Source organism: Blautia massiliensis (ex Durand et al. 2017) (assembly GCF_001487165.1).
GTDB lineage: Bacteria > Bacillota > Clostridia > Lachnospirales > Lachnospiraceae > Blautia_A > Blautia_A fusiformis.
The window spans coordinates 3,445,062-3,469,654 of sequence record NZ_LN913006.1 but is presented as its reverse complement, the minus strand read 5'-3'; the positions used below and the strand labels follow the sequence as shown (position 1 = coordinate 3,469,654).

Annotated in this window: 19 protein-coding genes and 2 riboswitches; of the genes, 1 reads left to right on the top strand and 18 read right to left on the bottom strand. The window is 45.8% G+C overall.

The genetic code is table 11. The features are described 5' to 3' along the window. Positions 1-21: 21 nt before the first annotated feature. The 3 genes from BN3261_RS16790 to BN3261_RS16780 form a co-directional block, all read right to left on the bottom strand. Positions 22-909, bottom strand: a complete 888-nt coding sequence (locus BN3261_RS16790) for a class II aldolase/adducin family protein (protein WP_059086812.1) — start codon at positions 907-909, stop codon at positions 22-24. Between the two features lie 186 nt (positions 910-1,095). After that, on the bottom strand, positions 1,096-1,887 hold the full coding sequence (locus tag BN3261_RS16785; protein ID WP_059086811.1) for a glycyl-radical enzyme activating protein: 792 nt from the start codon (positions 1,885-1,887) through the stop codon (positions 1,096-1,098). Positions 1,888-1,898: 11 nt separating this feature from the next. Then, complete coding sequence (locus BN3261_RS16780) at positions 1,899-4,424, bottom strand: glycyl radical protein (RefSeq protein ID WP_059086810.1); 2,526 nt, start codon at positions 4,422-4,424, stop codon at positions 1,899-1,901. A gap of 398 nt (positions 4,425-4,822) precedes the next feature. Between BN3261_RS16780 and BN3261_RS16775 the strand changes: the two genes are divergently transcribed. Then, the gene (locus BN3261_RS16775; protein WP_015525959.1) at positions 4,823-5,539 is read left to right on the top strand and encodes a phosphatase; all 717 of its coding nucleotides are present in this window, start codon (positions 4,823-4,825) and stop codon (positions 5,537-5,539) included. A gap of 107 nt (positions 5,540-5,646) precedes the next feature. Here BN3261_RS16775 and BN3261_RS16770 read toward each other — a convergent pair whose 3' ends face one another. From BN3261_RS16770 to BN3261_RS16700, 15 genes are all read right to left on the bottom strand, one after another. Further along, positions 5,647-5,934: a cysteine-rich small domain-containing protein gene (locus BN3261_RS16770; RefSeq protein WP_173723397.1), complete on the bottom strand. Its 288-nt coding sequence runs from the start codon at positions 5,932-5,934 to the stop codon at positions 5,647-5,649. 266 nt (positions 5,935-6,200) lie between these two features. Continuing rightward, positions 6,201-6,371, bottom strand: a riboswitch (cobalamin riboswitch). Between the two features lie 232 nt (positions 6,372-6,603). Beyond that, positions 6,604-8,064: a C40 family peptidase gene (locus BN3261_RS16765; RefSeq protein ID WP_059086809.1), complete on the bottom strand. Its 1,461-nt coding sequence runs from the start codon at positions 8,062-8,064 to the stop codon at positions 6,604-6,606. Positions 8,065-8,347: 283 nt separating this feature from the next. Continuing rightward, positions 8,348-9,838: an N-acetylmuramoyl-L-alanine amidase family protein gene (locus BN3261_RS16760; protein ID WP_227588551.1), complete on the bottom strand. Its 1,491-nt coding sequence runs from the start codon at positions 9,836-9,838 to the stop codon at positions 8,348-8,350. A gap of 284 nt (positions 9,839-10,122) precedes the next feature. Beyond that, the gene (locus tag BN3261_RS16755) at positions 10,123-11,109 is read right to left on the bottom strand and encodes a diaminopimelate dehydrogenase (protein WP_015525965.1); all 987 of its coding nucleotides are present in this window, start codon (positions 11,107-11,109) and stop codon (positions 10,123-10,125) included. 193 nt (positions 11,110-11,302) lie between these two features. Next, positions 11,303-11,950, bottom strand: a complete 648-nt coding sequence (locus BN3261_RS16750) for a J domain-containing protein (RefSeq protein ID WP_015525967.1) — start codon at positions 11,948-11,950, stop codon at positions 11,303-11,305. Continuing rightward, the gene (locus BN3261_RS16745) at positions 11,944-12,792 is read right to left on the bottom strand and encodes a DUF5685 family protein (RefSeq protein WP_015525968.1); all 849 of its coding nucleotides are present in this window, start codon (positions 12,790-12,792) and stop codon (positions 11,944-11,946) included. The genes BN3261_RS16750 and BN3261_RS16745 overlap by 7 nt, the downstream gene beginning before the upstream one ends. 1 nt (position 12,793) lies before the next feature. Continuing rightward, entirely contained in the window at positions 12,794-13,207 is a 414-nt protein-coding gene (locus tag BN3261_RS16740; protein ID WP_015525969.1) for a hypothetical protein, read from the bottom strand. Positions 13,208-13,281: 74 nt separating this feature from the next. After that, positions 13,282-14,484, bottom strand: a complete 1,203-nt coding sequence (locus tag BN3261_RS16735; protein ID WP_059086808.1) for a class I SAM-dependent rRNA methyltransferase — start codon at positions 14,482-14,484, stop codon at positions 13,282-13,284. Between the two features lie 232 nt (positions 14,485-14,716). After that, on the bottom strand, positions 14,717-16,420 hold the full coding sequence (locus tag BN3261_RS16730) for a DUF1002 domain-containing protein (RefSeq protein ID WP_059086807.1): 1,704 nt from the start codon (positions 16,418-16,420) through the stop codon (positions 14,717-14,719). Between the two features lie 398 nt (positions 16,421-16,818). Beyond that, the gene (locus BN3261_RS16725; RefSeq protein WP_059086806.1) at positions 16,819-17,922 is read right to left on the bottom strand and encodes an ABC transporter ATP-binding protein; all 1,104 of its coding nucleotides are present in this window, start codon (positions 17,920-17,922) and stop codon (positions 16,819-16,821) included. 3 nt (positions 17,923-17,925) lie between these two features. Continuing rightward, positions 17,926-18,945: a FecCD family ABC transporter permease gene (locus tag BN3261_RS16720; protein ID WP_044961544.1), complete on the bottom strand. Its 1,020-nt coding sequence runs from the start codon at positions 18,943-18,945 to the stop codon at positions 17,926-17,928. A gap of 97 nt (positions 18,946-19,042) precedes the next feature. Then, on the bottom strand, positions 19,043-20,188 hold the full coding sequence (locus BN3261_RS16715) for an ABC transporter substrate-binding protein (RefSeq protein WP_059086805.1): 1,146 nt from the start codon (positions 20,186-20,188) through the stop codon (positions 19,043-19,045). After that, positions 20,185-21,084: a hypothetical protein gene (locus BN3261_RS16710; protein WP_059086804.1), complete on the bottom strand. Its 900-nt coding sequence runs from the start codon at positions 21,082-21,084 to the stop codon at positions 20,185-20,187. Before BN3261_RS16710 ends, BN3261_RS16715 begins: the two co-directional genes overlap by 4 nt. 121 nt (positions 21,085-21,205) lie before the next feature. Then, a complete protein-coding gene (locus tag BN3261_RS16705) occupies positions 21,206-22,498 on the bottom strand; it encodes a sirohydrochlorin cobaltochelatase (RefSeq protein WP_015525974.1) in 1,293 nt (430 codons plus the stop codon). A gap of 161 nt (positions 22,499-22,659) precedes the next feature. Further along, a riboswitch (cobalamin riboswitch) is annotated at positions 22,660-22,835 on the bottom strand. Positions 22,836-23,154: 319 nt separating this feature from the next. Continuing rightward, the gene (locus BN3261_RS16700) at positions 23,155-24,534 is read right to left on the bottom strand and encodes an NAD(P)/FAD-dependent oxidoreductase (RefSeq protein ID WP_022426410.1); all 1,380 of its coding nucleotides are present in this window, start codon (positions 24,532-24,534) and stop codon (positions 23,155-23,157) included. Positions 24,535-24,593: the final 59 nt, after the last annotated feature.

The following is a 24,593-nucleotide window of genomic DNA, read 5'->3' as shown; positions in this document are numbered from 1 at the left end:
CCTTAATATTCCGTCAAAAAATTATTTCAGGCCAAGCTGAGCCATAACCTGTTTTGTGATCTGAGCAACGAGTTCTGCATCGTTGTTTGCAGCAGCCGGAGCCTCACCCTGAGGATCAGCAGCGCTTGTTCCGCAGTCTTTTCCAACGAAATCATACTGATATCCTGGGAACTGTTTGTAGTCCTCACTGTGGCATGCACCACCGCAGTTGTGGCAGTTCTTGCCGTCTTTGTTCAGGCAGAGGCTTGCCGGATGTTTACCAGGCATACCAAATTTACGACGGATCGCATAGAGTTTCTCGATGTTCTCTTTGTCGAATTCCTTCGGTCCGCCAAGGAGCTTGGTCTGATACAGAAGCTGTGCGTAGAACTCTACAGACTCCATCTTCATGTATGCAGCGTTAAGGTCTGTGCTCCATGTAAGTGCTCCGTGGTTCTCAAGAAGTACTGCATCAAAGTATGGAAGGTATTTCTCAAGGTTGTCCGGAATCTCCATTGTGGAAGGTGTACCATACTCAGCGATCGGAACGCATCCAAGAGCGATAACTGCCTCCGGCATGATCGGCTGTGTAAGCGGAATACCTGCGATTGCGAAAGATGTTGCATAGATCGGATGAGCATGTACAACAGATCCTACGTCCGGTCTCTTCTCATATACTCTCATATGCATCTTGATCTCAGATGATGGTTTGAATCCCGGGTTAGCCTGGATCACATTACCCTTGCCATCTACTTTACAGATGAACTCTGGTGTCATGAATCCTTTGGATACACCAGTTGGTGTGCAAAGATATTCATTCTCAGCTATCTTAACAGAAAAGTTTCCGTCGTTAGCTGCAACCATGTTACGGTTGTAGATTCTCTTACCGATGTCACAAAGCTGTTTTTTGATTTCAAACTCGTTTACCATGCTTAATTTCCTCCTTGAGCATTGGATTGCACTATTTTGTTTCTGAGAACATTTTACCCCATACCACAAAATAAGTCAAGGACAATCCGTTGTTTTATGTTGGTTTCTTGTTGTATTTCGTGTTGTTTTTATTGTTTTTTATATTTTCTGTTTGTAAAGGATCTTTTTTCTGTAATCCTGTATCTCTCAGCCGCCGATCTGGCAGTCCAGGCTGCATACCGCATGCACTGCATTCTTTAACATCTGCATATGTTCTGCTGTAGGCGGAAGGATTCCTTCCATTAAATAGGGTCTGCCAAGTCCTTCATATTTATCCTGCCCCAGTCTGTGGTACGGAAGAAGATGGATCTTGTTTACGCCCGGAAGGGATGCTGCAAATCTTGCGATCGCCTGGATCTCTTCCACAGAATCATTAAATGTGGGGATCACCGGAACGCGGATCACCAATCTGGTTTTTCCGTAGAGCGCGACCCTTCTTGCATTCTCCAGCATCAGTCCGTTGGCCCGTCCTGTGAATTCTTTATGTTTTTCCTGATCCATATGCTTGATATCCATCAGATATACATCTAGATAGGGAAGTACCTGTTCGATCTTTTCCCATGGGGCACAGGCCATGCTTTCCACTGCTGTGTTGATTCCTCTCTCCTTTGCTGCGCGGAGAAGGTCTCTGGAAAAGTCCGCCTGGCACATACATTCCCCTCCGGAAAGGGTGATCCCGCCTCCGGAACGGTAATAATAGGCACGGTCTTTTTCCACCTCTTCGATCATCTCACGAACTGTCACGTCGCGGCCGATCACTTTATCTTCTCCCAGAACCTTCATGTTCTGGATCCGGTATTCCTGTGATTCCGGATTACAGCACCAGCGGCAGCGAAGAACGCAGCCCTTCAGGAACACGATGGTACGGATACCCGGTCCATCGTGTACTGAATATTTCTGAACATCAAAGATCCTGCCCTTTGTATCCAAATAGTCCATTCGTTACTCCTTTAGAAGCCCTGCTCAGTACGTCTGATGATATCGTCCTGCAGAGATCTGGAAAGTGTAGTGAACAATGCGCTGTAGCCTGCAACACGTACAACCAGATGTTTGTACTTCTCCGGATGCTTCTGTGCATCCAGAAGTGTTTCTCTGTCAACAACGTTAAACTGCATATGCATACCCTTCTGATCAAAGTATCCGCGGATCAGTGCTACGAATTTCTCCAGTCCTTCTCTTCCTGCAAGTGCTGACGGATGGAATTTCTGATTAAACAGTGTTCCGTTGGATACGATAAAATGATCCAGGCGGGATACAGAAGTTGCCGCAGCTGTCGGTCCCTTCACATCCTTGCCGGCCGACGGGGAAACGCCATCTGCTACCGGAGTATGTGCGTAACGGCCATCCGGTGTTGCACCGGTCTGTCCGCCAAGCGGAACGTTTGCAGATACAGGATAAAGTCCTGCCTGATAATGTCCGCCTCTTGGGTTCATATATTTCTGAAGCGGTCTTGTGTAAGTATAAGCCACATCCCTTGCAAAGTAGTCCACATCCGGGATATCATTTCCAAACTTCGGAACCTCCTCGATCATCTTGTGGATCTCTTCGAATCTTGCCTTTTTCTCCGGAGATGGCTCTGTTCCGAGAGTTGCTGTCATAACAGCTGTTGCGGTCTGCTCATTTACGCTGATGCCATTCTCCTGAAGCTTCTGCATAACGATGGTGGTGATATCTGCTGCAGACTGTGCATCGATACCCTTGCCATAGTTCCATGCCAGAGCCTCCTTCAGCTCTTCCATGGTCATCTTCTTTTCTTCATATACAAGCTTGCGGATCGCATACAGAGAATCTGCCATGTTTGCAATACCAAATCCCTGAGGACCTGTAAAGTTATAAACAGCTCCGCCTTCCTGAACGGATTTGCCCCGTTTCAGGCAGTCATCCACCATACAGGAAAGGAATGGAAGCGGACATCTCTCCGCATGTGCCACATCAATGGCATTATCAGCATTTACAAGCAGGGAAATGAAATATTCCATCTGTTTCTTATATGCATCATAGAACTCATCGAAGCTCTTCATCTCTGTGACATCGCCGGTCTGGACACTGATCTGTACCCCTTTGTCCATACCATTAGAGAAAACCATCTCCAGCGGACGGCACATGTTAAAGAATGCAGCGTCATGCCAGCCCTCTGTCTTACCTGCCTTCTGCGGTTCTACACAGCCGATGATGTTATATTCTCTGGCATCTGCAAGAGAAAGGCCGCGGTTCTGCAGTGCAGGAATGATAACCTCATCATTGTAATAAGCCGGAAGTCCGATTCCTGTTCTTGTAAGCTCTGCAGCCTTGATCAGGAATTCATGTGGTGATCCGTTCCATACTCTTACAGAAAGAGACGGTGCCGGAAGGTGCACATGCATAGACGCCTGGATGCACATAAAGGAGAGATCATTGGTCACATCCTCGCCATCCTTGTTCTGACCACCTGCGATCAGGTTCTGGAAAAGGCTGTAGCCTGCAAAGCCTTCTGCAGATGCAGCATCACGGCATTTATTCAGGTCGTTTAATTTTACCCATATGCAGTCCATCAGTTCCTGGGCAAACTCTCTGGTAAGATTGCCTGCCTCCATATCACTCTTGTAATATGGATACATATACTGGTCAAAACGTCCCGGAGAAATAGAATGTCCGCTGCTTTCCATCTGGATCAGCTGCTGTACAAACCAGAAGGACTGGCACGCCTCATAGAAGTTACGGGCGCCCTTCGCCGGTACGTGTGTACAATTGGATGCGATCTGAAGGAGTTCCTGTTTTCTGGTCGGATCCTGACACTGATATGCCATCTGCTCTGCGAGCTCGGCATAGCGATGTGCATAGTCGATAACTGCCTGACAGCTCATGATAACTGCTTCCAGGAAACGGGATTTCTTTGCGTAATCACCATCTCCTACATTACACTCATCCAGTTCCTTCTGAGCTTTGGCAATGATCCCTTCATAACCGATCGCCAGAACTTCTTCATATTTAACGGTTACGTGTCCTACACCATTGTAGAAATAGTTTCCGGGTGTAAAAATATTGTGGTCAATGGCAAGAATCGCTTCCGGTGCCATGTAGGAGGTTGCAAGCTCACTGGTAGTCTTGCCTTTCCAGTATTTATGTACCTCACGGAGCTCCGCCTTGGTTTCCTCCGCAATATAAAATGGATCGGCTGTTCTGGTAGCCACTGTATCCAGCTCATCTTCCAGCCACTGGAAAGAATACTCCGGAAACGTCTGACATCCTCTCGGCGCCAAAGTGCTGCTTCCGACGATCAGCTCCTCATCACGGATGATGATCGGAATGTTGTGCAGGATGTGGGCAAATGCCTTGGCTCTGCGGGTGATGATCGGCTCGTCTTCTGTTGCTTTGTAAGACTCTGTGATCAGTTTTGCTCTGGCAGATTCGATCACCGGCATCTTTGCATAAAGATTATCTACAAGATGTGTGATCCTGTCTGTTTTCGGAACATCTGCTATATGAAATTTCTCCATGATTCTCCTTTCTCATAACCGGTTGTTTCTGGTGATCTGTCTGCCTCTACGCTTCCAGAACCGCTCCTGTCCGGCTATGTGCTCATGTAGTTTTATTATACCTTACCCCTACTTCGATGTCAACGAAATCCAACATGTGTTTATAGCTGTTTTTGTGGTTTTTATCGGTTGCGCCCTGTTGATTTTATTTGTTTTTTGTATTTTTATGTTTTTCTCTATTGACTTTGTTTTTCTGCTCTGCCATACTTGGATTTATATAGGAATTCATTTGTTTTTCTGCTCTGCCATACTTGGATTTATATAGGAATTCATTTGTTTTTCAGAAAAAATTTATGCAAAGCGGACATTCGTATTCCGCTCTGTCACATGTTCTCAAACAGTAAAAGAGGTGTATTTTTATGTATCTTTCTGATATGCATACCCACTCCATCGCCAGTGGTCACGGCACGGAATGTACCATCACAAACATGGCACGCGCAGCTGCCGAGAAAGGTCTCCGGCTTCTCGGGATCACTGATCACGGTCCCGGCACTCTGGCAGCCGGAACTTCCTCCTATTTCCGCAGCCTTACCTATTCTCCCAAAAAACATTTCGGTGTAGAATTACTCTACGGAATTGAACTGAATATCCTTGACCGCAGCGGAACGGTAGATTTAGATCAGGAATCATTATGTAAACTTGATTACGCCATTGCCAGCATGCATGCCTGGAATTACCGCTGCGGTACCAGAGCCGAAAACACAGAAGCTTTTATCAATGTAATGAAAAACCCCTGTGTAAAGATCCTCGGACATAGTGATAACACTCATTACCCGGTTAATTATGATGCGCTTGCAAGGGCTGCCAGGGAAACCGGCACGATCTTTGAGATCAACGAAGCTTCTCTTGCACCTTATGGCTATCGTGGCGACACAAGAGAAAACTGTTTCGAGATCCTTCGATGCTGCCGCAAATATGATCTGCCGCTGCTTCTTTCCAGTGACAGCCATGGCCCGGAGCATATCGGAGATTTTACCTGTGCTGCTGAGTTTGTTCATCAGGCCATGTTTCCGGAACAGCTGATCCTCAACAACCAGATTCCCAGACTCAAGGTTTTTCTCCAAACCAGAGAATGATCTTCTGTATCTTTTCCGACAGATAACAGATATTGTCCACTCCAAACAAAACAGGCCAGTTCAAACACAGGAATATACATTTTCCTGTATCTGAACTGGCCTGTTTTTTATTTTTCCCGCTGCTTCCGTACAATTTCCGCAAGCTCGCTATATTTACCTGTAACATATCCAAAATTTTCTCTTCTGTGAGGAAGCTTGCATTCGGTGCAGTCTTTAATCCCGCTTTCCGTAAAGCGGAAATTACCACCACATTTATCTCCCAGTGCATATAAAGGACAATAGCAGAACAGACAATTGAAGTTCTCCGGATCTGCTCCTTTATGGCACGGAAAATACTCACAGTTTTTGTGGCTGAAGTAAGAGTATTCTTTGCCTTCCCAGTATGGTTTCTCCATGGCTCTTTTCTCCTCTCCTGACATAACCACACATAACTTTTTCCTATAAAAAAGAGGTAGCGATGCCACCCCGGGGTAGAAATATAATCCGTTCATGAGTGCGCGGAGGGAACGAATGTATCCGGAGTAGTATCGCCTGCCATTTAATCATGTATAATTCATATGAACAGGCGCATTCCATAAAAAAATGCCTACTCTCGTAAAAAAGTAGACAACGTCCCAGGGGTGCGGAGTCCCTGAAATGGTTGTTACACTTTACACGGAAGTTTAACCTCGCCATAACAAGCAGGTTTCCTGGCTCCGGGATCATGGCTCCTCTCTCCTTCTCATACATACGTACAATGGACTATGAAATTCGCTCCTCCGTTACAGTGACCGGATCGCTCAGGTTTCACACCTGATTCCCTTTTCTGTGGACTTCTGATAATCAATATATAACTGTCAGCTATCCTCAGCACTTGCTATGTTCAATATGGAATTATACTGACATTATAATAACATCCTGTTAATTATATGTCAATACTGTTTTCAATATTTATACATTTTTGAGCATATTTTGTTGCTGTTCACTCCGTTCCATGGGTTTTTCAGTATTTTTTCCGACGTTAAAAACAGCCCGACAAACTGCTGTCGGGCTGCTGTATTTTTATTTTCTGTTGTACGTTTTTATTATACAAGACGTCTTACAGATACAATTGTTCTGTATGTAGCATCATTGCTGATCTTGATCCCGTCCTGAGAGTTCGATGCATGAACGATCTGGCCATTACCCATGTAAATAGCCACGTGTCCGCCATAGCAGATCAGATCTCCCGGCTGTGCATCTGCGTAGGATACTTCTGTACCTGCATTCTGCTGCTCATAGGAGGTTCTCGGAAGGCTGACTCCGAAGTTCGCATAGACACTCTGTACAAATCCGGAGCAGTCTGCACCATTGGTAAGGCTTGTTCCGCCCCATACGTAAGGATTTCCCACAAACTGTGTAGCATAATTCACAACAGAAGATCCTGAACCGCTACTGTAAGAAGAACTGTCACTGTCTGAAGATGTATCCTCTGCATTAGATGTGTCCTCTGCACTTTCTTCAGATGCGTCTGTGCTGTTATCGTAATCTGCGTCTGCATTATCCTCTGTATTCTCAGTATCCTCGGACGCATCATCATTCTCACCATTGTCTGCATCTTCATCCACAGCCTCGGTGTCATCTTCAGCAGTATCCTCATCTGCATTCTCGATCACGTCGCCGTCCTCATCGTACTGTCCGTCTTCGCTCTCGTCCGCCTCATCCTGCTGTGCTTCCTGCTCTGCCTGGCGTCTTGCTTCCTCTTCTGCCTCAGCCTGCGCTCTCGCTGCTGCTTCAGCCTCGGCCTGACGTCTTGCCTCTTCCTCTGCTGCAATACGCTCAGCCTCTAATCTCTGAAGCTCTGCAGTCTGCTCTGCAAGAAGGTTGGCATAATCTGTAGCCTGCTGCTGTGCGTAGGCAATCTCATTATCATAATCTGCGGATGTGGCACGCTTCTCATCCAGCTGTGCCTGCAGGTTCTGGGACTCTGCCTCATATTCCTGCTTCATTCCCTCCAGTTCTGACTTCTCCTGTGTGTACTGTGCCTCCAGGTTTGCCACCTGCTGGATCGTATTGGAATATTTTTCAAGACTCTTACGGTCCTGCTCATAAGTTTTCTGTGTGTACTCTGCTCTTGTAAGAAGGTCAGACAGGTTCTCTGCATTCAGCATCATCTGGAACCATGCATCGTCTCCACCCTTCTCATAGAGATACTGGATACGTTTCTTCATTGCCTCATACTGTTTCTGCTTGGCATTTTTGGCCTTCTCAAGGTTGGTCTGTGTAGATGCAATGTCGGCTTCCTTATTGGAGATATCTCCCTCCAGTGTCTGGATCGAAACCATCACGTTTACAAGATTGGCATCAAGAGTTGAAATCTCGCCTTCAATCTGTGACTTCTGTGAGGAAAGCTCATCCAATCTGGAATAAGTCGCATTCAGCTGTTCGTTGGTCGCATCCATCTCCTGCTGAAGCGCTGCCTCATCTTCTCTTGTTGCGCTTACGCTGACTACCTGTGCTCCGCTGATGATGAGCGCCAGTGTCAGACATAATATCCTTTTCTTCATGACTGTTCACCCTCGCAATCTGATTCTAATTTAATACAGCGGATCTGACCATCCGCTTCGTTGGTTTTCTTTGTAATACTTTTGCAATATCTTGTTTCAATCTTTTTATATATTAACACAGTGTTATTTGGATTGCAAGGATTTTCTATTAATTAGTTTAAAACTTTGTAACATTTATTAATGATTTTGACATTAAAAAAGGAGAACCCGGGTTATCTCAGGTTCTCCTCTCACGTTTCTTATTGCTATTTGTTACATACAAATTTCTTTCAGCACATCCTGATCAGAACAGATCTGCAAGGATCTGATTGGCTGTCTTGTTCAGATATCCGTTGGGATCGGAAAGAGTGCTTCTGTTCCATCTGAAGTATGCACCGTTTCGGATATAGTTACCACTGGATTCATGATAGTCATATTTGCTGGCTCCAGGATACCTAGACATATAAGTTTCTGCCAGCTTGATCGCCTGGCTTCCGTAAGTTCCGCTTGGTGTCGGTGTTCCGGAAATCTGTACGCCGGCATTCGGTGTACAGTGGAGGATCACGACACTCTTATCGGAACACTGTCCGAGAACGATCCAGGTATGTCCGCTGTTGTATCCGATATCCCCAGGATAAAGCTTCCAGTTTGAGCTTGCCAGCTGAGCCTGGGAAACAACGGTACCCATTCCCTTGCCGGAATACAAAGATCCAAGATTTCCGGAAACATCCGTGTACATAGGTCCACCGGATCTGCTCTGCATGATCTGATATACAGACCATCCTACAAAGCCGGAGCAGTCAAGGCCCTTCTGTTCTGTAGCTTCACTGAGATCCATATAATATCTGTAATTATAGGAGCTGGAATTGCTGTCATACCACTGTTTCCATTTTGGACTGATGCCCTTTCTGGTCGCATCCGACCAGTTGTGGCCGCCGCCCCATACGTAAAGAGTCTTTCCTACCGGAAGTAATGCATTGGCAAGGAAATTCTTGATAGTCCTGGAGCTTGTCGCTGTAGTAGTGCTTGGGTTGGTATCCAAGACACCATTGCTGCCAAATGTATACTTCTTGCCATCGATCGTCTTCGTTCCCGTAGCCATGACACCGGTTGACGGATCGAAATAATATTTATATCCTTTTTTGGAATTTGTGACCCAACCGGTAGCCATCACGCCGCTCTTGCTGTAAAAATAATAGGTATCGCTGCCGATCTTCTTGAAGCCCTTATACATAGCTCCCGTGTTTGGATCAAAATAACGCTTCTGCTGTTTCTTATTCGTTGCCCAGCCCTTTGCCATAAAGCATTTGCTGGTAAAATATCTGGTCACATTCTTCTTGTCTGTAAGGAATACACTTCTGGCTGCAGCACCACTGCCTCTGTAAAAATAATATTTCTTATTACTGATCGTGGCCCATTTCGTTGTCATATATCCGCTGGTGGGATTAAAATAGCGGGTATTGTTCTTACTGTCTGTAAGCCAGCCTGTTGCCATATAGCCCTTGGCACCGTTGACATTATAAAAATATCGTTTGCCCTTGGAATCCTTAGCCCAACGCTTCATCTGCACGCCTGTGGATTTATTAAAAAAATATTTCTTCCCGTTCAGTGTAAGCCAGCCTTTTACCTTCTGTCCATTCTGATAATAATAGGACTTTCCTTTTTCTGTTTTAAAGCCGTTTTTGGTCGCAGCCTGTACATCTGTTGCCGTTGTATGTACAGTTGCTCCGGCTGCAAAGAACATCAGAACAAAAAAAAGTCCCCAGAGTTTCCATTTTCTGCTTAATTTTCGCATACATACCTTCCTTTGATAGATAGATCATTGATATTTACTATTTCTTAAGTCCGACTGATCGTAAACGTTACAATTTTGTTACAATTTTACGTCCATATTATATAACATTCTTTACGGTCCGTCAACTCTTTCCTTTTCTTTCAGAAAAATCATCATCCAGGTATTACCAATGTTGATTTTATGCAGAAAAAAGCCCCGAAACATCAGAAATATTCACTGATGCTCCGGGGATATGATCTTTTATGCAGTTTTGCTCCTGTCTGTTACAGATCTGTTACAGATCCTTACAGGAATTTTTTGCGAAGCTCTGCTCCGTCAAGGGCACTTAAATATGCAGGTGCAACATCAAATACAGTCTTGCAGCCCTTCTGTCCTTCCTGGTTCATGCGGTATGCAGCTCTTGCATAGGCAACGATCACAGAAGATGTAAACTCAGGATTGGAATCCAACTTCAGGCTGTACTCGATCACATGGCTGTTCTCATTGTTCCAGCCTGTTTTTCCGCTGCGGATCACAAAACCGCCGTGCGGGATACCGCTGTGGTCACGGTCCAGCTCTTCCTGGGAAATGAAATGTACCGTTGTATCATACTCGTCAAAGTAGTTCGGCATGGTCTTGATCTCTTCCTCGATGCGTGCAAGATCAGCACCTTCCTCAGCAACTACGAAGCACTCTCTTGTATGTTTCTGGCGTGTGGTAAGCTCCGGATTTTCTCCGTTTCTTACTGCCTCAAGTGCAGCTTCTACCGGAATGGTGTACTGCTTTGCATCCTTTACGCCTTTGATGCGGCGGACTGCATCAGAATGTCCCTGGCTGACACCCTTGCCCCAGAATGTGTAGTCGTTTCCATTTGTAAGGATCGCATTTGCATACATACGGTTCAGAGAAAACATTCCTGGATCCCAGCCTACGGAAATGATTCCTACATGTCCACTCTCTGCTGCTGCCTTGTCAACATTTGCAAAATGCTCCGGGATTTTCTTATGTGTATCAAAGCTGTCCACAACATTGAAATATTTTACATACTCCGGTGTCTGAACAGGAAGATCTGTCGCACTTCCTCCACAGATGATCAGGACATCGATCTCATCCTTCAGCTTCTCCGCATCTTTTACAGAATAAACCTTTGCGGTCTCTGTAAGGATCTTTACAGTCTCTGGATCACGTCTGGTAAATACTGCAACCAGCTCTGTATCCGGATTATGCTTGATGGCGCACTCCACGCCGCGTCCCAGGTTTCCGTAACCTAAAATACCAATTCTTATACTCATAACGATTTCCTCCTCTTTTTCTCTGCAGTATGACATTTTCCGGACAGCATTGTGAATTTCTGTCAGAAAAATCCCTCTGCGATCTATATCGCAAAACGGATCTGCAGGATCCGCCTTACAAACATATGGATATGCTGCCTCAGGATATTCCGATTCTCAATTCCGGGATATCGATGACCGCTTTGTTCCTGCATCAGCAGCAGAAAAAGCCGCCCGGCCAGCACATGAAACAGGCCATGGTCCTGCAGCAGGCATCACACATATCCCCTTCTGCAGTCGGCATTCCCCCAAAGGGATCCTGCCGCTGCTGATACCAGCCGCCACCGCCTTCCATTCTCTGGAGCAGCATACGGTACTGCATATTATCCGGTTCCTGACGGACTGCTTCACGGATCTGATCCAGAGCTGTTACATTATTTCCCATTCCCATATTTGCCATAGCAGCCAGGTAATACCATTCCCCATTTTTCTGACCAAGAGAATCCAGTACATTCATAGCTTCCTGAAAATGACCGCTCTGCACATAATTGGCGGCCGCCCTTCTGCGCATACTTTCCTCATCCTGATAGGCACTGGAACCGGCATTTCCGTAATTTCCAAAACCACCGTAATTTCCGTAGCCGCCATAGCCATTCTGGGAACTACTTCCGTACTCACGCTCTTTCATGATCTGCTCGTAAGCCTGCTGCACTTCTTTGAATTTTTCTTCGGCCTGATCCTTATTCGGATTATTGATATTGGCATCCGGGTGATACTTTCGGCTCAGCTTCCGGTATGCCTTTTTTATTTCATCATCAGATGCGTTTCTGGGAACTCCCAGCACGCTGTATGGATCTAACATTTTTTCTCTTTCTCCCGTTCTTCCCTGCGCTTCTGTCCGATCGCCGCAAAGCGGCACCAGACGCCGGAATATAAAATATTTCGAAGGATATCTCCGTATCGGAGGATCGGCAGCTTTTCAAATTCTCTGCAGCATTCTGCAAGCATCATCATAAGAAGCCGACGTACCTCTTCCTCGAACCCTTCTATCTTATATTTTTCAAGGAAAGGATTGTAATTTCCGTTTTCTGCATCTTTTTCCACATCGTCATAAGCATCCAGGATGTAGATAAATTTTCCGAGATAAAATCCCAGACGGCGCAGGGACGATTCCCAGACATCCTTACGGAAGGCCAGAATCTCTTCCATGATACGTCCGGAACACCCGGCTACACGGTCCACATCGGTTTCCCCCTGTTTTTCCAGGGAAGAAAGCTCCTCTAGTGCGTTTCGGATCCTTTGGATCTTCTCCGGATAAGCGGACATATGCATATTTCCGCAATTCTTCAGAATTCCTGCATATGCATAGCGCAGTGGTTTGTGTTCATCCTGCCAGTCATCCATACATTTGTAATAGGTAAGGATCACATTCATATCCGCACAGTACTCAGTTACTGTATTTTTGCGCACCGGCTGGGGCTTCAGCGGATGGACCACACACCTGGAGGTTCCCTTCTTCGTTGGCGGTTCATAAAGAGCGCTTAAAAGAAGGACCACAAATGTCATATCATAAGTCAGTGAGATCTGTCCCGGTATCCCGTATCTCTCCCGCAATTCTCTGCAAAGACCGCAGTAAAAAGAACGGTACACATCAAAATCCTTGAATTTTATTTCCGGTTTATTAACGGTCACATATCCGAACATGTCAGCTCCTTTTTACGAATTTTGTGTGGCATTTCGGACATTCGATCTCGATCTTGCCCTTTCCCTTTGGAATACGTATCTTCTGTCCGCAGCCCGGACAGCTGTAGATGTGATGGGTCTTTCTCTGCTTCATCAGATCCTTTTCTTTATTAAAGCGAAAACGGAACTTTGACGTCATCTGAAGGAATTTCTGATTTTCGGCATAACGCTGCTGGATATTTCTGGAAAAAATACGTATATATGCATATACGATCGCTGCGACCCCGAGAATGTCAAGGGTGCTGCCGACAGTTCTGCTGAATATATTAGCAAACATTGCCAGAATGATCAGAACCAGTGCGACTCCCATGGTGAACCTGGAAAGATCATCCACTCCATAACGTCCCTGCATAAATTTATTGAATTTGTCTCTCATATGATCTGCATCTCCTTTTCACTGCCAGACGGCACTGCCCAAAAATTTCCGTAAAAAAATCCGGATGGCAGTTCCTAACGGTCATTGCATACCTGGAAAATGTAGAATTTCAGATAATAGGACTCATCTGCTGACCAGAGGATCGGATGATCCGGTGCCTGTGTACGGTACTCTACCTGGCGCAGTCTCTTATGGACATTCTTCGCTGCCTGACCGATGGTCTGTGTAAACAGCTCATACGTCATAAAATGAGAGCAGGAACAGGTTGCAAGAAATCCGCCGTCCTTTACAAGACGCATTGCACGGAGATTGATCTCACGGTATCCCTTGATGGCATTTTTTACAGAGCTTCTGGATTTCGTAAATGCCGGAGGATCCAGTACCACAACATCAAATTTCTCTCCCTTCTCCTCAAGCTCGGGAAGAAGCTCAAAAACATCCTCACAGAGGAATTTCACTGTTCCGTCCAGGCCGTTCAGACTGGCGTTTCTTCTTGCCTGCAGGACTGCAGTTTCCGACGCATCCACACCGAGAACACTCTGTGCCCCTGCAATTCCCGCATTCAGGGCAAAAGAGCCGGTATGTGTAAAGCAGTCCAGAACCTTCGCCCCCTTGCAGAGCTTCTGGATAGCAAGACGGTTATATTTCTGATCCAGGAAAAATCCGGTCTTCTGCCCGTCCCTGATATCTACTTCATATTTCACACCGTTCTCTTCAATCTGAACAAGTGTCGGAAATTCTTCTCCGATAAATCCCTTGGTAAGTTCCATTCCTTCCTGGCGGCGTACCTTTGCATCACTCCGCTCATAGACTCCACGGATCCGGATCCCATCCTCAGCAAGGACTTCCTTCAGTGCATCTAGGATCGTTTCTTTAAGACGGTCGATTCCCAGTGCAAGAGACTGTACAACAAGCACATCTGAAAACTTATCCACAACAAGCCCCGGAAGAAAGTCTGCTTCTCCGAAGATCACACGGCAGCTTCCGGTATCTACTACCTTCTTACGATACTCCCATGCGTCGCGGACACGTTGTTTCAAAAATTCCGGACTGATCTCTGTACGCTCATCTCTGGTAAGCATACGGACTGTGATCTTGGAATTGGTGTTGATAAATCCTCTTCCCATTGGATATCCGTCAAAGTCCCGGACCAGAACGATATCTCCGTTCACAAAGCTTCCCATGATGCTTGCGATCTCATTGTCATATACCCAGAGGCCTCCTGATTTCAGGAATCTGCCTTCGCCTTTTTTTAATGTTACTACTGCCAGGCTCATAAATTCTACCTTTTCCCTTTCTCGTTTCCCTATCACGGTTTGCGATGTATGAGTCCACAAAACCGATTTACGGTCAATTTTATCACAGAAAAATCCATTTTTCCAGTGCTTACACAAATCCTTGTCGTAAATCACAAAATTTTCATGATATCTTTCCGGCACGACAAAAAATACCGCAGCAGAGGTTGTTTTCTCTGCTGCGGTATTTTTTATCTCTTTTTCTGTAAATCTTTTATTCTGCTGCGGATTCCTCAGAAGAGTCCGTGTTCTCGCCGTAAAGACCTGCCAGATATTTCATGGTTTCTTTATAAAGTGTCTGCTTATCTTCCTGGGGAACATCTGCAAGAATAGCTGCTGTCACGTCTGTGGCCTCTGTGTCCTCCTGGGAACTGTCAATACCGAACAGCTTCTTCAGCTTCTGATCCATCATATTCAGCTCTGTACTCTGATATTTTTCTGTACCATCTGCCTCATAGGATTCTGTACCATCCTTCAGGATATCATAATAATCCTTCTCAACAGTTTCTGCCACACTCTTCGCTGTCTGCTCATCCAGTGTTACCGTTGCCACTGCCTCTGTATCCTCCGTTGCAGCGAGAAGGGAATCTGCATCTCCCTCATACTCGCCTTTTACAAAGAGGACAAATTTGTCATAATTGTTCTTTGCTTCTTCGCTGAGCACGGAAGTATCGTTTTCTGCACTGTCTGCCTGGTCTGAGCCGTCTGTACTTTCTGAAGATTCTGTATCTTCTGTTGCCTCCGGGATTCCGGTCTCATCGGATGCAGCCTCGTCAGAAGTGCTTTCATCTGTGCTGCTCTCGTCAGATGCACTATCCTCTGTGCTGTTCTCGTCAGATGCACTTTCGTCTGTACTGCTCTCGTCGGATGCACTTTCATCTGTACTGCTTTCGTCCGAGCTTTCCTCATTGCTATAGGTTCCGTCGTCGGTAGCATCCGGGATTCCGGTCTCATTGCTTGTATCCTGAGAATCTGCTCCTGTTTCTTCCTCAAGACCCGGATCCTCTGTGGAGCTCTGGATCACATCGTCACCAAGAATGCTGTCATTTACATTGTTGACGATATCATCAGAAGAATCTGCATCCACATCTACGGTTTCATCACTGCTCTCGCCATCCAGCGTATCATCAGAGGAAGAGGTCTGGCCTGTGGTATTGGCATCTACCTGCTCCAGTGTTTCCTTCACATCATCATAATTGTAATCCTGCTGTGAGATCTGCTTCAGAAGAGACACGATCCTGTCAATATCGTCCTGGCTTACGGAAATATTGTTCTGCTCAGCCACATTGATGACAATATTCTGGATCTCATCTGCATTCTGTACTCCGTTCTGGATCACATCCATCTTGGACTGGTTTACAACTGTTGTCGCCTCATTTTTACCAACCTTATCTGCAAGCTCACCGGTGGTTACGATCTCCTGGTTGGCAAGCTTCGTCTTGGTCTCATCCAGCTTCTCTCCACTGGCCTTCTCATATGCCATCTGGATGCCGGTAAGTGCGCCTGTTCCGGATACTTCCATCGGGCAGGCAGCAACTACTTCACAGTTCTTCACACCGGATGTGGAAAGTGTCGTTGCGATCATATTACCTGTCACCCAGTTCAGATTTGCTGTGCGGACCTTGATCCCGCCGGACTGTGTAGGCTTCACATAGGCACAGCTCAAAGTTCTGGAACCGATCTGGGACTGTGGTGCGATATTATCCAGGTGTTTATGCTCATCCTCATTTGTAATGGTCATCACCTGCACCTGATCGGAACTTACATTAAAATATTTCATCATTGTCTGCTTCTGAGCATCCGTAAGATCTGCTCCAAGTGTTACTACCTTCGATGCATCTGCAAATACGGGATTTACACTTCCTGCCACAAGGCATGCACTGCAGAGCAGAGCTGCGATCATGTTTCTTTTTTTCATTGATCTTCCCTCCATATATTTTTTCGGATCGATTGTATCTGCTTAACTTTTGCGGTGTAAAGCGGACATTCCTCTTCGTTACTTACATCTCCACGAATGCGAGCGCTTCACGATCTGTCGTTCTTGTCACATTATAACACAGCTGCTGAAATATTTGTAATTTATATTATATAAAAAACGCTGCCGGAAATTATATCGTTACTGTTCACTCCGTTCTCAGCAACACGCTTCGCGATGCACAGGATTTATGCTAATCGCATAAATCCGCGCGGTATGTCTCGGGTTTTCTGTGACCTTCGCTCACAAAAAACACCTCGCGGAATATTACCAGTGAACAGTAACATTATATCACTCATTTCTGACAGCATTTTATTGTTTTTCTCATTTTCCCAGAGAACTTATCTGATCTGGTTTAATTTTCCGGTTTCTTTTGCTTTTTTCAACAATTCCCGGTTTTTTTCATTCATGATACCAAAATCCTTCAGCGGACAGTACACTTTTTCACATTTTCCCATGAACTCCAGTGCTTCTTCAAAGGCAGACTCCGAAATGCATTCAAAAGGCTTCTCCGTGATCACTTTTGCAGCCAGTTCTTTTGCCACCTGATAATCTGCATCATTGGTATGGAGAACTCCGGTCACAAAAGGAATCCCCTGTCGCTGCAGCTTCCGATATACCGGAATCCCACTTCCATTTCCTCCGATCACAAACACCTCCGGTTTTCCGGCCGGAGGTTCCATTTCCACGCAGCCGAATTCTGCATTATAGCTTCCACGGGTGATGCCATAAAGCTTCCGAATATAATCGGAAGTAAAGATTTCCTCCGGTGCACCATATTTCTCAATGTGATCTCCATGAACACAGATCACCTGGTCAGAAATCTTCTGGGCAAGATCCAGCTCGTGAAGGGACATGATCACCGTCATCTGTTTTTCCAATACCATCTTCTTCAAAATGGCAAGAAGCTCCAGCTTATGCCGGATATCCAGGAAGGAGGTCGGTTCATCCAGGATAATGATCTCCGGTTCCTGGCAGATGGCGCGTGCCAGAAGGATACGCTGTCTCTGTCCGTCACTGATAGCTGTAAAATCCCGGTCCTTCAGATCCCAGGCGTGAACCATCTCCATGGCACTTTTAACTTTTTCCTTGTCCTCTGCGGAAAGGATCCCGAGAGTTCCGGTATAGGGATATCGTCCGGTGGATACCACATCCTCACAGGTCATAAGCTCCGGTCGCATGCGCTCGGTAAGTACTACAGCCAGTTTTTTTGACACTTCCCTGTTGGTCATCCGGCTCATCTGTTCCTGTTCCAGATATACCGTTCCGCTGATCAGGGAAAGCTGTCTTGTGATACTCTTCAAAATAGTAGATTTTCCGGCACCGTTGGGACCGATCAGTGTCAGGATTTCTCCTTTATTCAGCTGAATATTGATTTCTTTGATCAGCGGTTTTCCATCATAGCCTACGGTCAGCTGATCTGTATAAAAAAAATATGATTTCATCGTTTATATCCTCTGCTGTCTGCGAATCATGATATAGATAACTACCGGTGCTCCGAAAACTGCTGTCACAGAACTGATGCTCAGCTCCGTCGGTGCAAATACAGTTCTTGCGATCAGGTCACAGAACAGGCAGAACACTGCACCGCCCAGAAAACAGGCCGGGATCACAAGCAGCGGTTTGGCAGTCTTCAGGAGACTTTTTGCAATATGAGGCACAGCGATCCCCACGAAGGAGATCGGCCCTGCAAAAGCAGTCACACAGGCAGAAAGAATACTGGAAAGCAGGATCAGAAGTATCCGGAAAGCCTTGATATTAACTCCCATATTCTGCGCGTAAGTCTCCCCCAGCTGATAGGCGCTGATCGGTTTTGACATAAAAAATACGATCACCATGGTAAGAAGTACCACAGCAGCCATAGTCTGCACATTCCCCCAGGTCATACCGGAAAAGCTACCCAGTGACCAATTGTGAAGATTGACTATGTTGGAATCATCTGCAAAGGTCACCACAAAGTCTGTGATGGCCGAACAGATATAGCCGATCATAACACCACTGATGACCAGCATGGACATGTTGTGGACTTTTTTTGCCACAAGGAGCACAAAGCCCATGGAGATCATTGAGCCTGCAAAAGCAGCCAGGATCATGGCACCGGAACCGATGGACACCGATCTGCTTAAAAAAAAGATCATCAGAAGCGCCACGATCAGCTTGGCACCGGAAGAGATTCCCAATACAAAGGGTCCCGCGATAGGGTTGTTAAAAAAGGTCTGCAGCAAAAATCCGGAAACAGAAAGTGCTCCGCCAAGGATGATAACTGCCAGTATCCTGGGAAGACGGATCTCCCAGACGATATTATAAGAAGTTTCATCTCCCTGATGCCGGAATATGATATTCAGGATCTCCTTCACAGAGAGGTGGATACTTCCGGAATTTACATTCCATATAAATAAAAAGATTAAAAGTACCGCAAGGATCACAAAAGAGATCCCGTATCGGACTGCGCGTTTTCTGTCATTCATTTTTTCTGGTACACTCCTCTTCTGTTTTGTTATCCTGTCCTTTCGTTTCCTGCTCACAGGTGGAAACTGGCAAAGGAGTTAAAGCGAACACTGGAATTTATTTCAGTTTATGCATATAGGTCAGCTCATCCAGAGAATCATCATCTGTAGTCAGCATGGTGTGGATATCCTCGATCATGGTTCCAAGTCCGGTAGTTTCCTGGAAGAGATTTTTACCTGTGCACCAGACATTTCCGTTCTTCACTGCCTTGAAATCTGCAAGAAGCTTACTTTTGGAAAGAAGCTCATCAATGGTCTTAAGTTCCCCGTCGATCGTACTGTTGTAGATGATATAGTCTGCATCCTTCGCCTTGGCATAAAACTCCTCCATCTGCATATTCATGGTGGAAAGAGCATTGTCATTTACTCCCGTATCCTCCGGAACATAATTTCCCCCTGCAAGAGAGATCATTTCTGAAACATAGTCGCCGCTTTTTCTTATATTTACCGCACCTACGGAGTTGATATAAAAGAACGCTACGGTCTTGTCTGTTTTATCTGCTGTGAGAACCTTATCCAGCTTGTCCGTCTGCTCTTTGAAAACCTTTTCTGCTACATCTTCTTTTCCCAGAAGAACTGCGTAAAGCTTCATCCACTCGGTCCTTCCAAGAGGATGACTCTCATAGCTGGAACGCTCTACCATTACAGGGATCCCGAACTGCTCCAGTTTCTCCTGTACCTCCGGATTGTGATGGATCATGGTGGATTCAATGGCAAGGTCACAGCCCTCGTTCAGGATCAGCTCGTAATCCGGAGCATTGTACTTGCCGGCATAGATCATCTTTTTCTGTTCCATGGCGTCCTTTGCTTCCTGGATATACCATCCGTCTTCCTTGGTTCCGGAAAGCTTGATGCTGTCAATCCCGTCGATAGCGCGGAAAAGATCCATGGCCGAGGTTGCTACCAGATAGATATTGTTTATGGGCTGCTGCAGAACCGCAATGTCAGGATCCAGCCCCTCCGGTGCTTTCTTGCCTTCGGGAACTACAAGAAACTGTCCTTCCTGATCAATGGTGAGCAGCGCATAGCCATCGTTGTAGTAATCCACATTAAATTCCTTTGCGTAGGAAAGATCCATACTGTGGTCAAAGGTAAGGCCTGGAATATCCGCAGGCTTATGTTCTGTCTCTGCTGCCTGCACTGCAAAAGCACACCCCAGGATCAGGGTCAGCGTCAGAAATATGTATGAAATTATTTTTTTCATTTTTCTTCCTTTTTCATGCTTGAAGAATCAAAATTCAGGGTATACTCAATCTCGTGAGGAGTACTCATGGCTACAGTATCTGCAGTCACTTCCATTTCTGCGTCAAAGACTGTGACCGGGATCTCAAATGTGGAGTTTCCGTCTTTGTTCACCGGCTCATATTTTTCGCCGTCCACGATCATGTAATCATAATTCGGACTGCTCCAGATGATGGTTGCCGTAGCTTCTTTGCCCTTGATCTCTACTTTAGCTGGAGATTCTACAGATGCTCTTCCTGTTCCGCCTGTAAGGGTTACATCCGTCTCATAGGTTCCGTCCTCCAGCTTCAGCTCTTCCGGTTTTTTCCCTTCGGATTTTTTGTCGTCAGAGGTTTTTACAGGATTCTTTACGCTGACTTTATGGTCGTACCATTTGCCTTTTTCTCCCAGGATCGCCACGTTAAATTCCTCACCAATGGCCGGTACCGGGATATCAAATCCGTAAACCTCCTCTGTATAACCATCGCTGTACTTCACTGTATCTGTGGTCGGCTCAATGATCTCTGCTCCGTCCTTCTGGGCATCCTCGGCAGTTCCCGCAAACAGGTTAACGATCTTCTTGGAAACCAGACTTACGTGGATGGTCATTTTACCATCTTTGACCGTGAGCTCTCCTTTTTTGTCATTGGCCTCATTTACATGAAACATGCTGCTGTCTGTATCAAACTCTGCTGTATAAACGCCATCTTCCAGGGTATCTGCTTTGGCTGCATCTGTATCCTTTTCTTCGGAAGCTTCTGCTTCCTCACCGGACTCTGTTTTTGTTTCATCTGTTTTTGCCATCGCAGGCACAGAGCCCAGCACCAGGACTGATGCACTTGCCATTGCAAGAATTAAGTTTACATAGCGTTTTTTCATGATAATCTTCTCCCTTCCATAGATACAGCAATCTGCCCGGAAAACAGTCTTCCTGATCTTTCCGGGCAGTTACATTGATTTCTTATAGGTATCTGAACTCACTCAGATATTTTTATATTTATTATTCTGCGGACTCCTCAGCAGAATCAGCCTCTGTATCTGCTGCTGCATCAGAATCTGCGGACTCCTCAGTGCTTCCCAGAGAATCGATGGCTGCCTTTGTATGCTCTACATAAAGCTTCTCAACTGCTTCGATTCTTCCAAGACCCTCGATCTGGCAGTCAACCTTATCGAAGTTTCCGGATGCTACAAACTGGCTCTTCCAGGAATCCTCCTCATCACCGGCCATATCGTTATTTGCATGGTCTCCGGCAACAACCATCAGCGGACGAAGAACAACGTTCTTGTATCCTGCTTCTTTTACCTTCTCGATAACCTTGTCGCAGGCTGTATCTTCCGGCTTACCCTCTACAGTACCGATGAATGCGTTCTTCAATCCAAGGTTTTCCATCTGTGTCTGCATCTGATCGTATGTAACGTTAGCTGTATGAGATGTTCCATGTCCCATGAATACGAATGCTGTGCCAGCCTCAGCTGCTGCATCCATGCTGTCAAATCCGGCCTCTTTGCAAGCCGTATCTGTGATTGCCTGAGCAACGGCTTTCTTGTCATCATTGATCACAGTTGCATCGTCTCCAACCTCACCGAGCATTGGCTCTGCGATAGCTACAGACTCGAATTTATCTTTATAGCCATTGATCGCTTCTGTCATCTCATCGTACTCAGCACCATGCATCAGATGGGTAGGCTGTACAACCAGATTCTTAACACCATTCTCTACTGCACGGTCAAGAGCCTGCTGCATGTTATCGATCACTTCATCATCTCTTGCCTCTACATGGTTGATGATGATCTGTGCTGTAAATGCTCTTCTTACAGACCAGTCCGGATAAGCTTCTGCAAGAGCATCCTCGATTCCCTTGACATCCTCTGCACGGCTGTCATTGAAGGAAGTACCAAAGCTTACAACAAGAAGTTCATTCTCACCGATCTCATCCTGGTTACGCGGATCGTCCTTGGAAGCATCTCCTGTGTCACGTCCGAAATAATCCGGATCTGCATTCTCACCCTCTACCAGCTCTTTCTGAGCATCTGTCAAAGCATCCCATGCTTCTTTGGCTGCCTTGCAGTCCTCATCTGTTGTGTCGTTTCTTTCCTGTACATAGATCTTGTCGATCAGAGCTGCTACATTATCTGCTGCTTCCTGATCTGCATCAGAAGCCTCTGTGGTATCAGCTGCCTCAGCGTTCTCTTCTGTAGCAGAATCCTCTGCTGCCATTGCTGTTGTAGCCGCACCCATAGAGCATGTCATGGAAACTGCGAGCATCAGAGCTAACATTGTTTTTCTTTTCATTTCTCATTGTCCTCTTTTCATGTATTTCCAGAATACTGATATGTACAAAAAAGCAGCAGCTCTCTGCGGCCGCCTGCTCACACATGATTCTCTGCGCAATACAAATACATAAAAAGAAGTTCTGTATTGTTATGGAGAATACCGATTCGTAAACCGCGAATCCCTGGATCTCACAATAAGGCAGTTCTCCTGACTTGGTTCCACGCTGCTTTCCCTTCCCGGTCTCCCAGTGGTTATAAAAGCAGCTCCCCTTTCACAGTGACGGTATCGTTCCGGATTCTCACCGGATTCTCTTTTGCACATCCGACTGGATGCAACCTTATCATTATAACATTTGCACATATTTTCTTTTACCTGGTTATCTAACTTTTACCACAAACTCACAAATTTGTCAAGATTGATGTCAGACGATTCACGGTTTTCTGTGATCTTCGCTCACAAAAAACACCTCACGAAATATTACCAGTGAACAGTAACCGGTTTTCTCCCTGTATCTGTCAGTTATTATCAGAATACTTTCTCCAATATTCATGCATATCCTGCATAAAAAACAGCCCCTTTCTGTCATCACCCTGATATCAGAAAAGGACTGTCTTACACTGGATATTCGCAATCCGCTTCGCTACTTGCTCATAACAGATAAACTGCTCTGCAGTTTATCTGTTAAAATACTCCTGCTCCAGGTATCTGGCTACGTAGATTCCGCTGGCAGATGCATGGGACAGAGAATGGGTCACGCCGCTACAGTCTCCGATAACAAAGAGACCCTTGTGGCAGGTTTCCAGATTTTCGTCGATCTCGACCTCCATGTTGTAGAATTTAACCTCAACGCCATAAAGCAAAGTATCATCATCTGCGGTTCCCGGTGCGATCTTATCCAGAGCATAGATCATCTCGATGATGCCATCCAGGATACGTTTCGGCATAACAAGACTTAAATCTCCCGGTGTCGCAGAAAGTGTAGGTGTTACGAAACTTTCCTCAATACGGGCTTTTGTGCTTCGTCTTCCGCGGATCAGATCTCCAAACCGCTGTACCATAACACCACCGCCAAGCATATTGGAAAGTCTTGCAATGCTCTCACCGTATCCGTTGCTGTCATGGAACGGCTCTGAGAAATGCTTGGATACCAGAAGGGCAAAGTTTGTATTGTTGGTATGCTTTGCCGGATCTTCGTAGCTGTGACCGTTTACTGTGATGATACCGTTGGTATTTTCATTCACGACAACACCTCGCGGGTTCATGCAGAAGGTACGGACCATATCCTCAAACTTCTCAGTTCTGTAAACGATCTTGCTCTCATAAAGCTCATCTGTCAGACGGCTGAAAACCTCTGCCGGAAGCTCCACACGGACTCCGATGTCCACACGGTTGGAAAGAGTCGGGATCTTAAGCTCTGTACATACCGTCTCCATCCATTTACTTCCGCTTCGTCCTGCGGAGATGATACAGTAAGTTCCCTCGTAACGCTCATCTCCTACAAAAACTGCATAACCGTCTTCAGTTTTTTCTACTTTGTCAACAGATGCGTCAAAATAGAAGTCCACATGGTCTTTCATTTTTTCATAGAGGTTCTGAAGCACCACATAGTTGATATCTGTTCCCAGATGACGGACTGATGCATCCAAAAGATGCAGGCCGTTCTGAAGGCAGAGCTTACGGATCTCGCTGTTTGTGGTAGAATAAAGCCTGGTTCCTTCACCACCATGCATCAGGTTCAGTTTATCTACATATTCCATCAGCTCTGTGGCTGTATCCTTGCCGATATGCTGGTACAGAGTTCCGCCAAACTGATTGGTGATATTATATTTTCCGTCGGAGAAAGCGCCTGCACCGCCAAATCCCTTCATGATCGCACAGGTTTTGCAGTGGATACAGGATTTTACTTTCTTTCCGTCGATGGGACATTTTCTTTTTTCCAGAGGATGACCGGCTTCAAAAACCGCGATCTTTTTCTCCGGATCATTATTCATCAGTTCATAGGCCGCAAAGATTCCACCGGGACCTGCTCCTACGATCAGTACATCATATTTCATAAATAAAAACTCCTTATCTTGTATTGCACATTTTCAGTGCTTTGTTTTTGCACAAACCC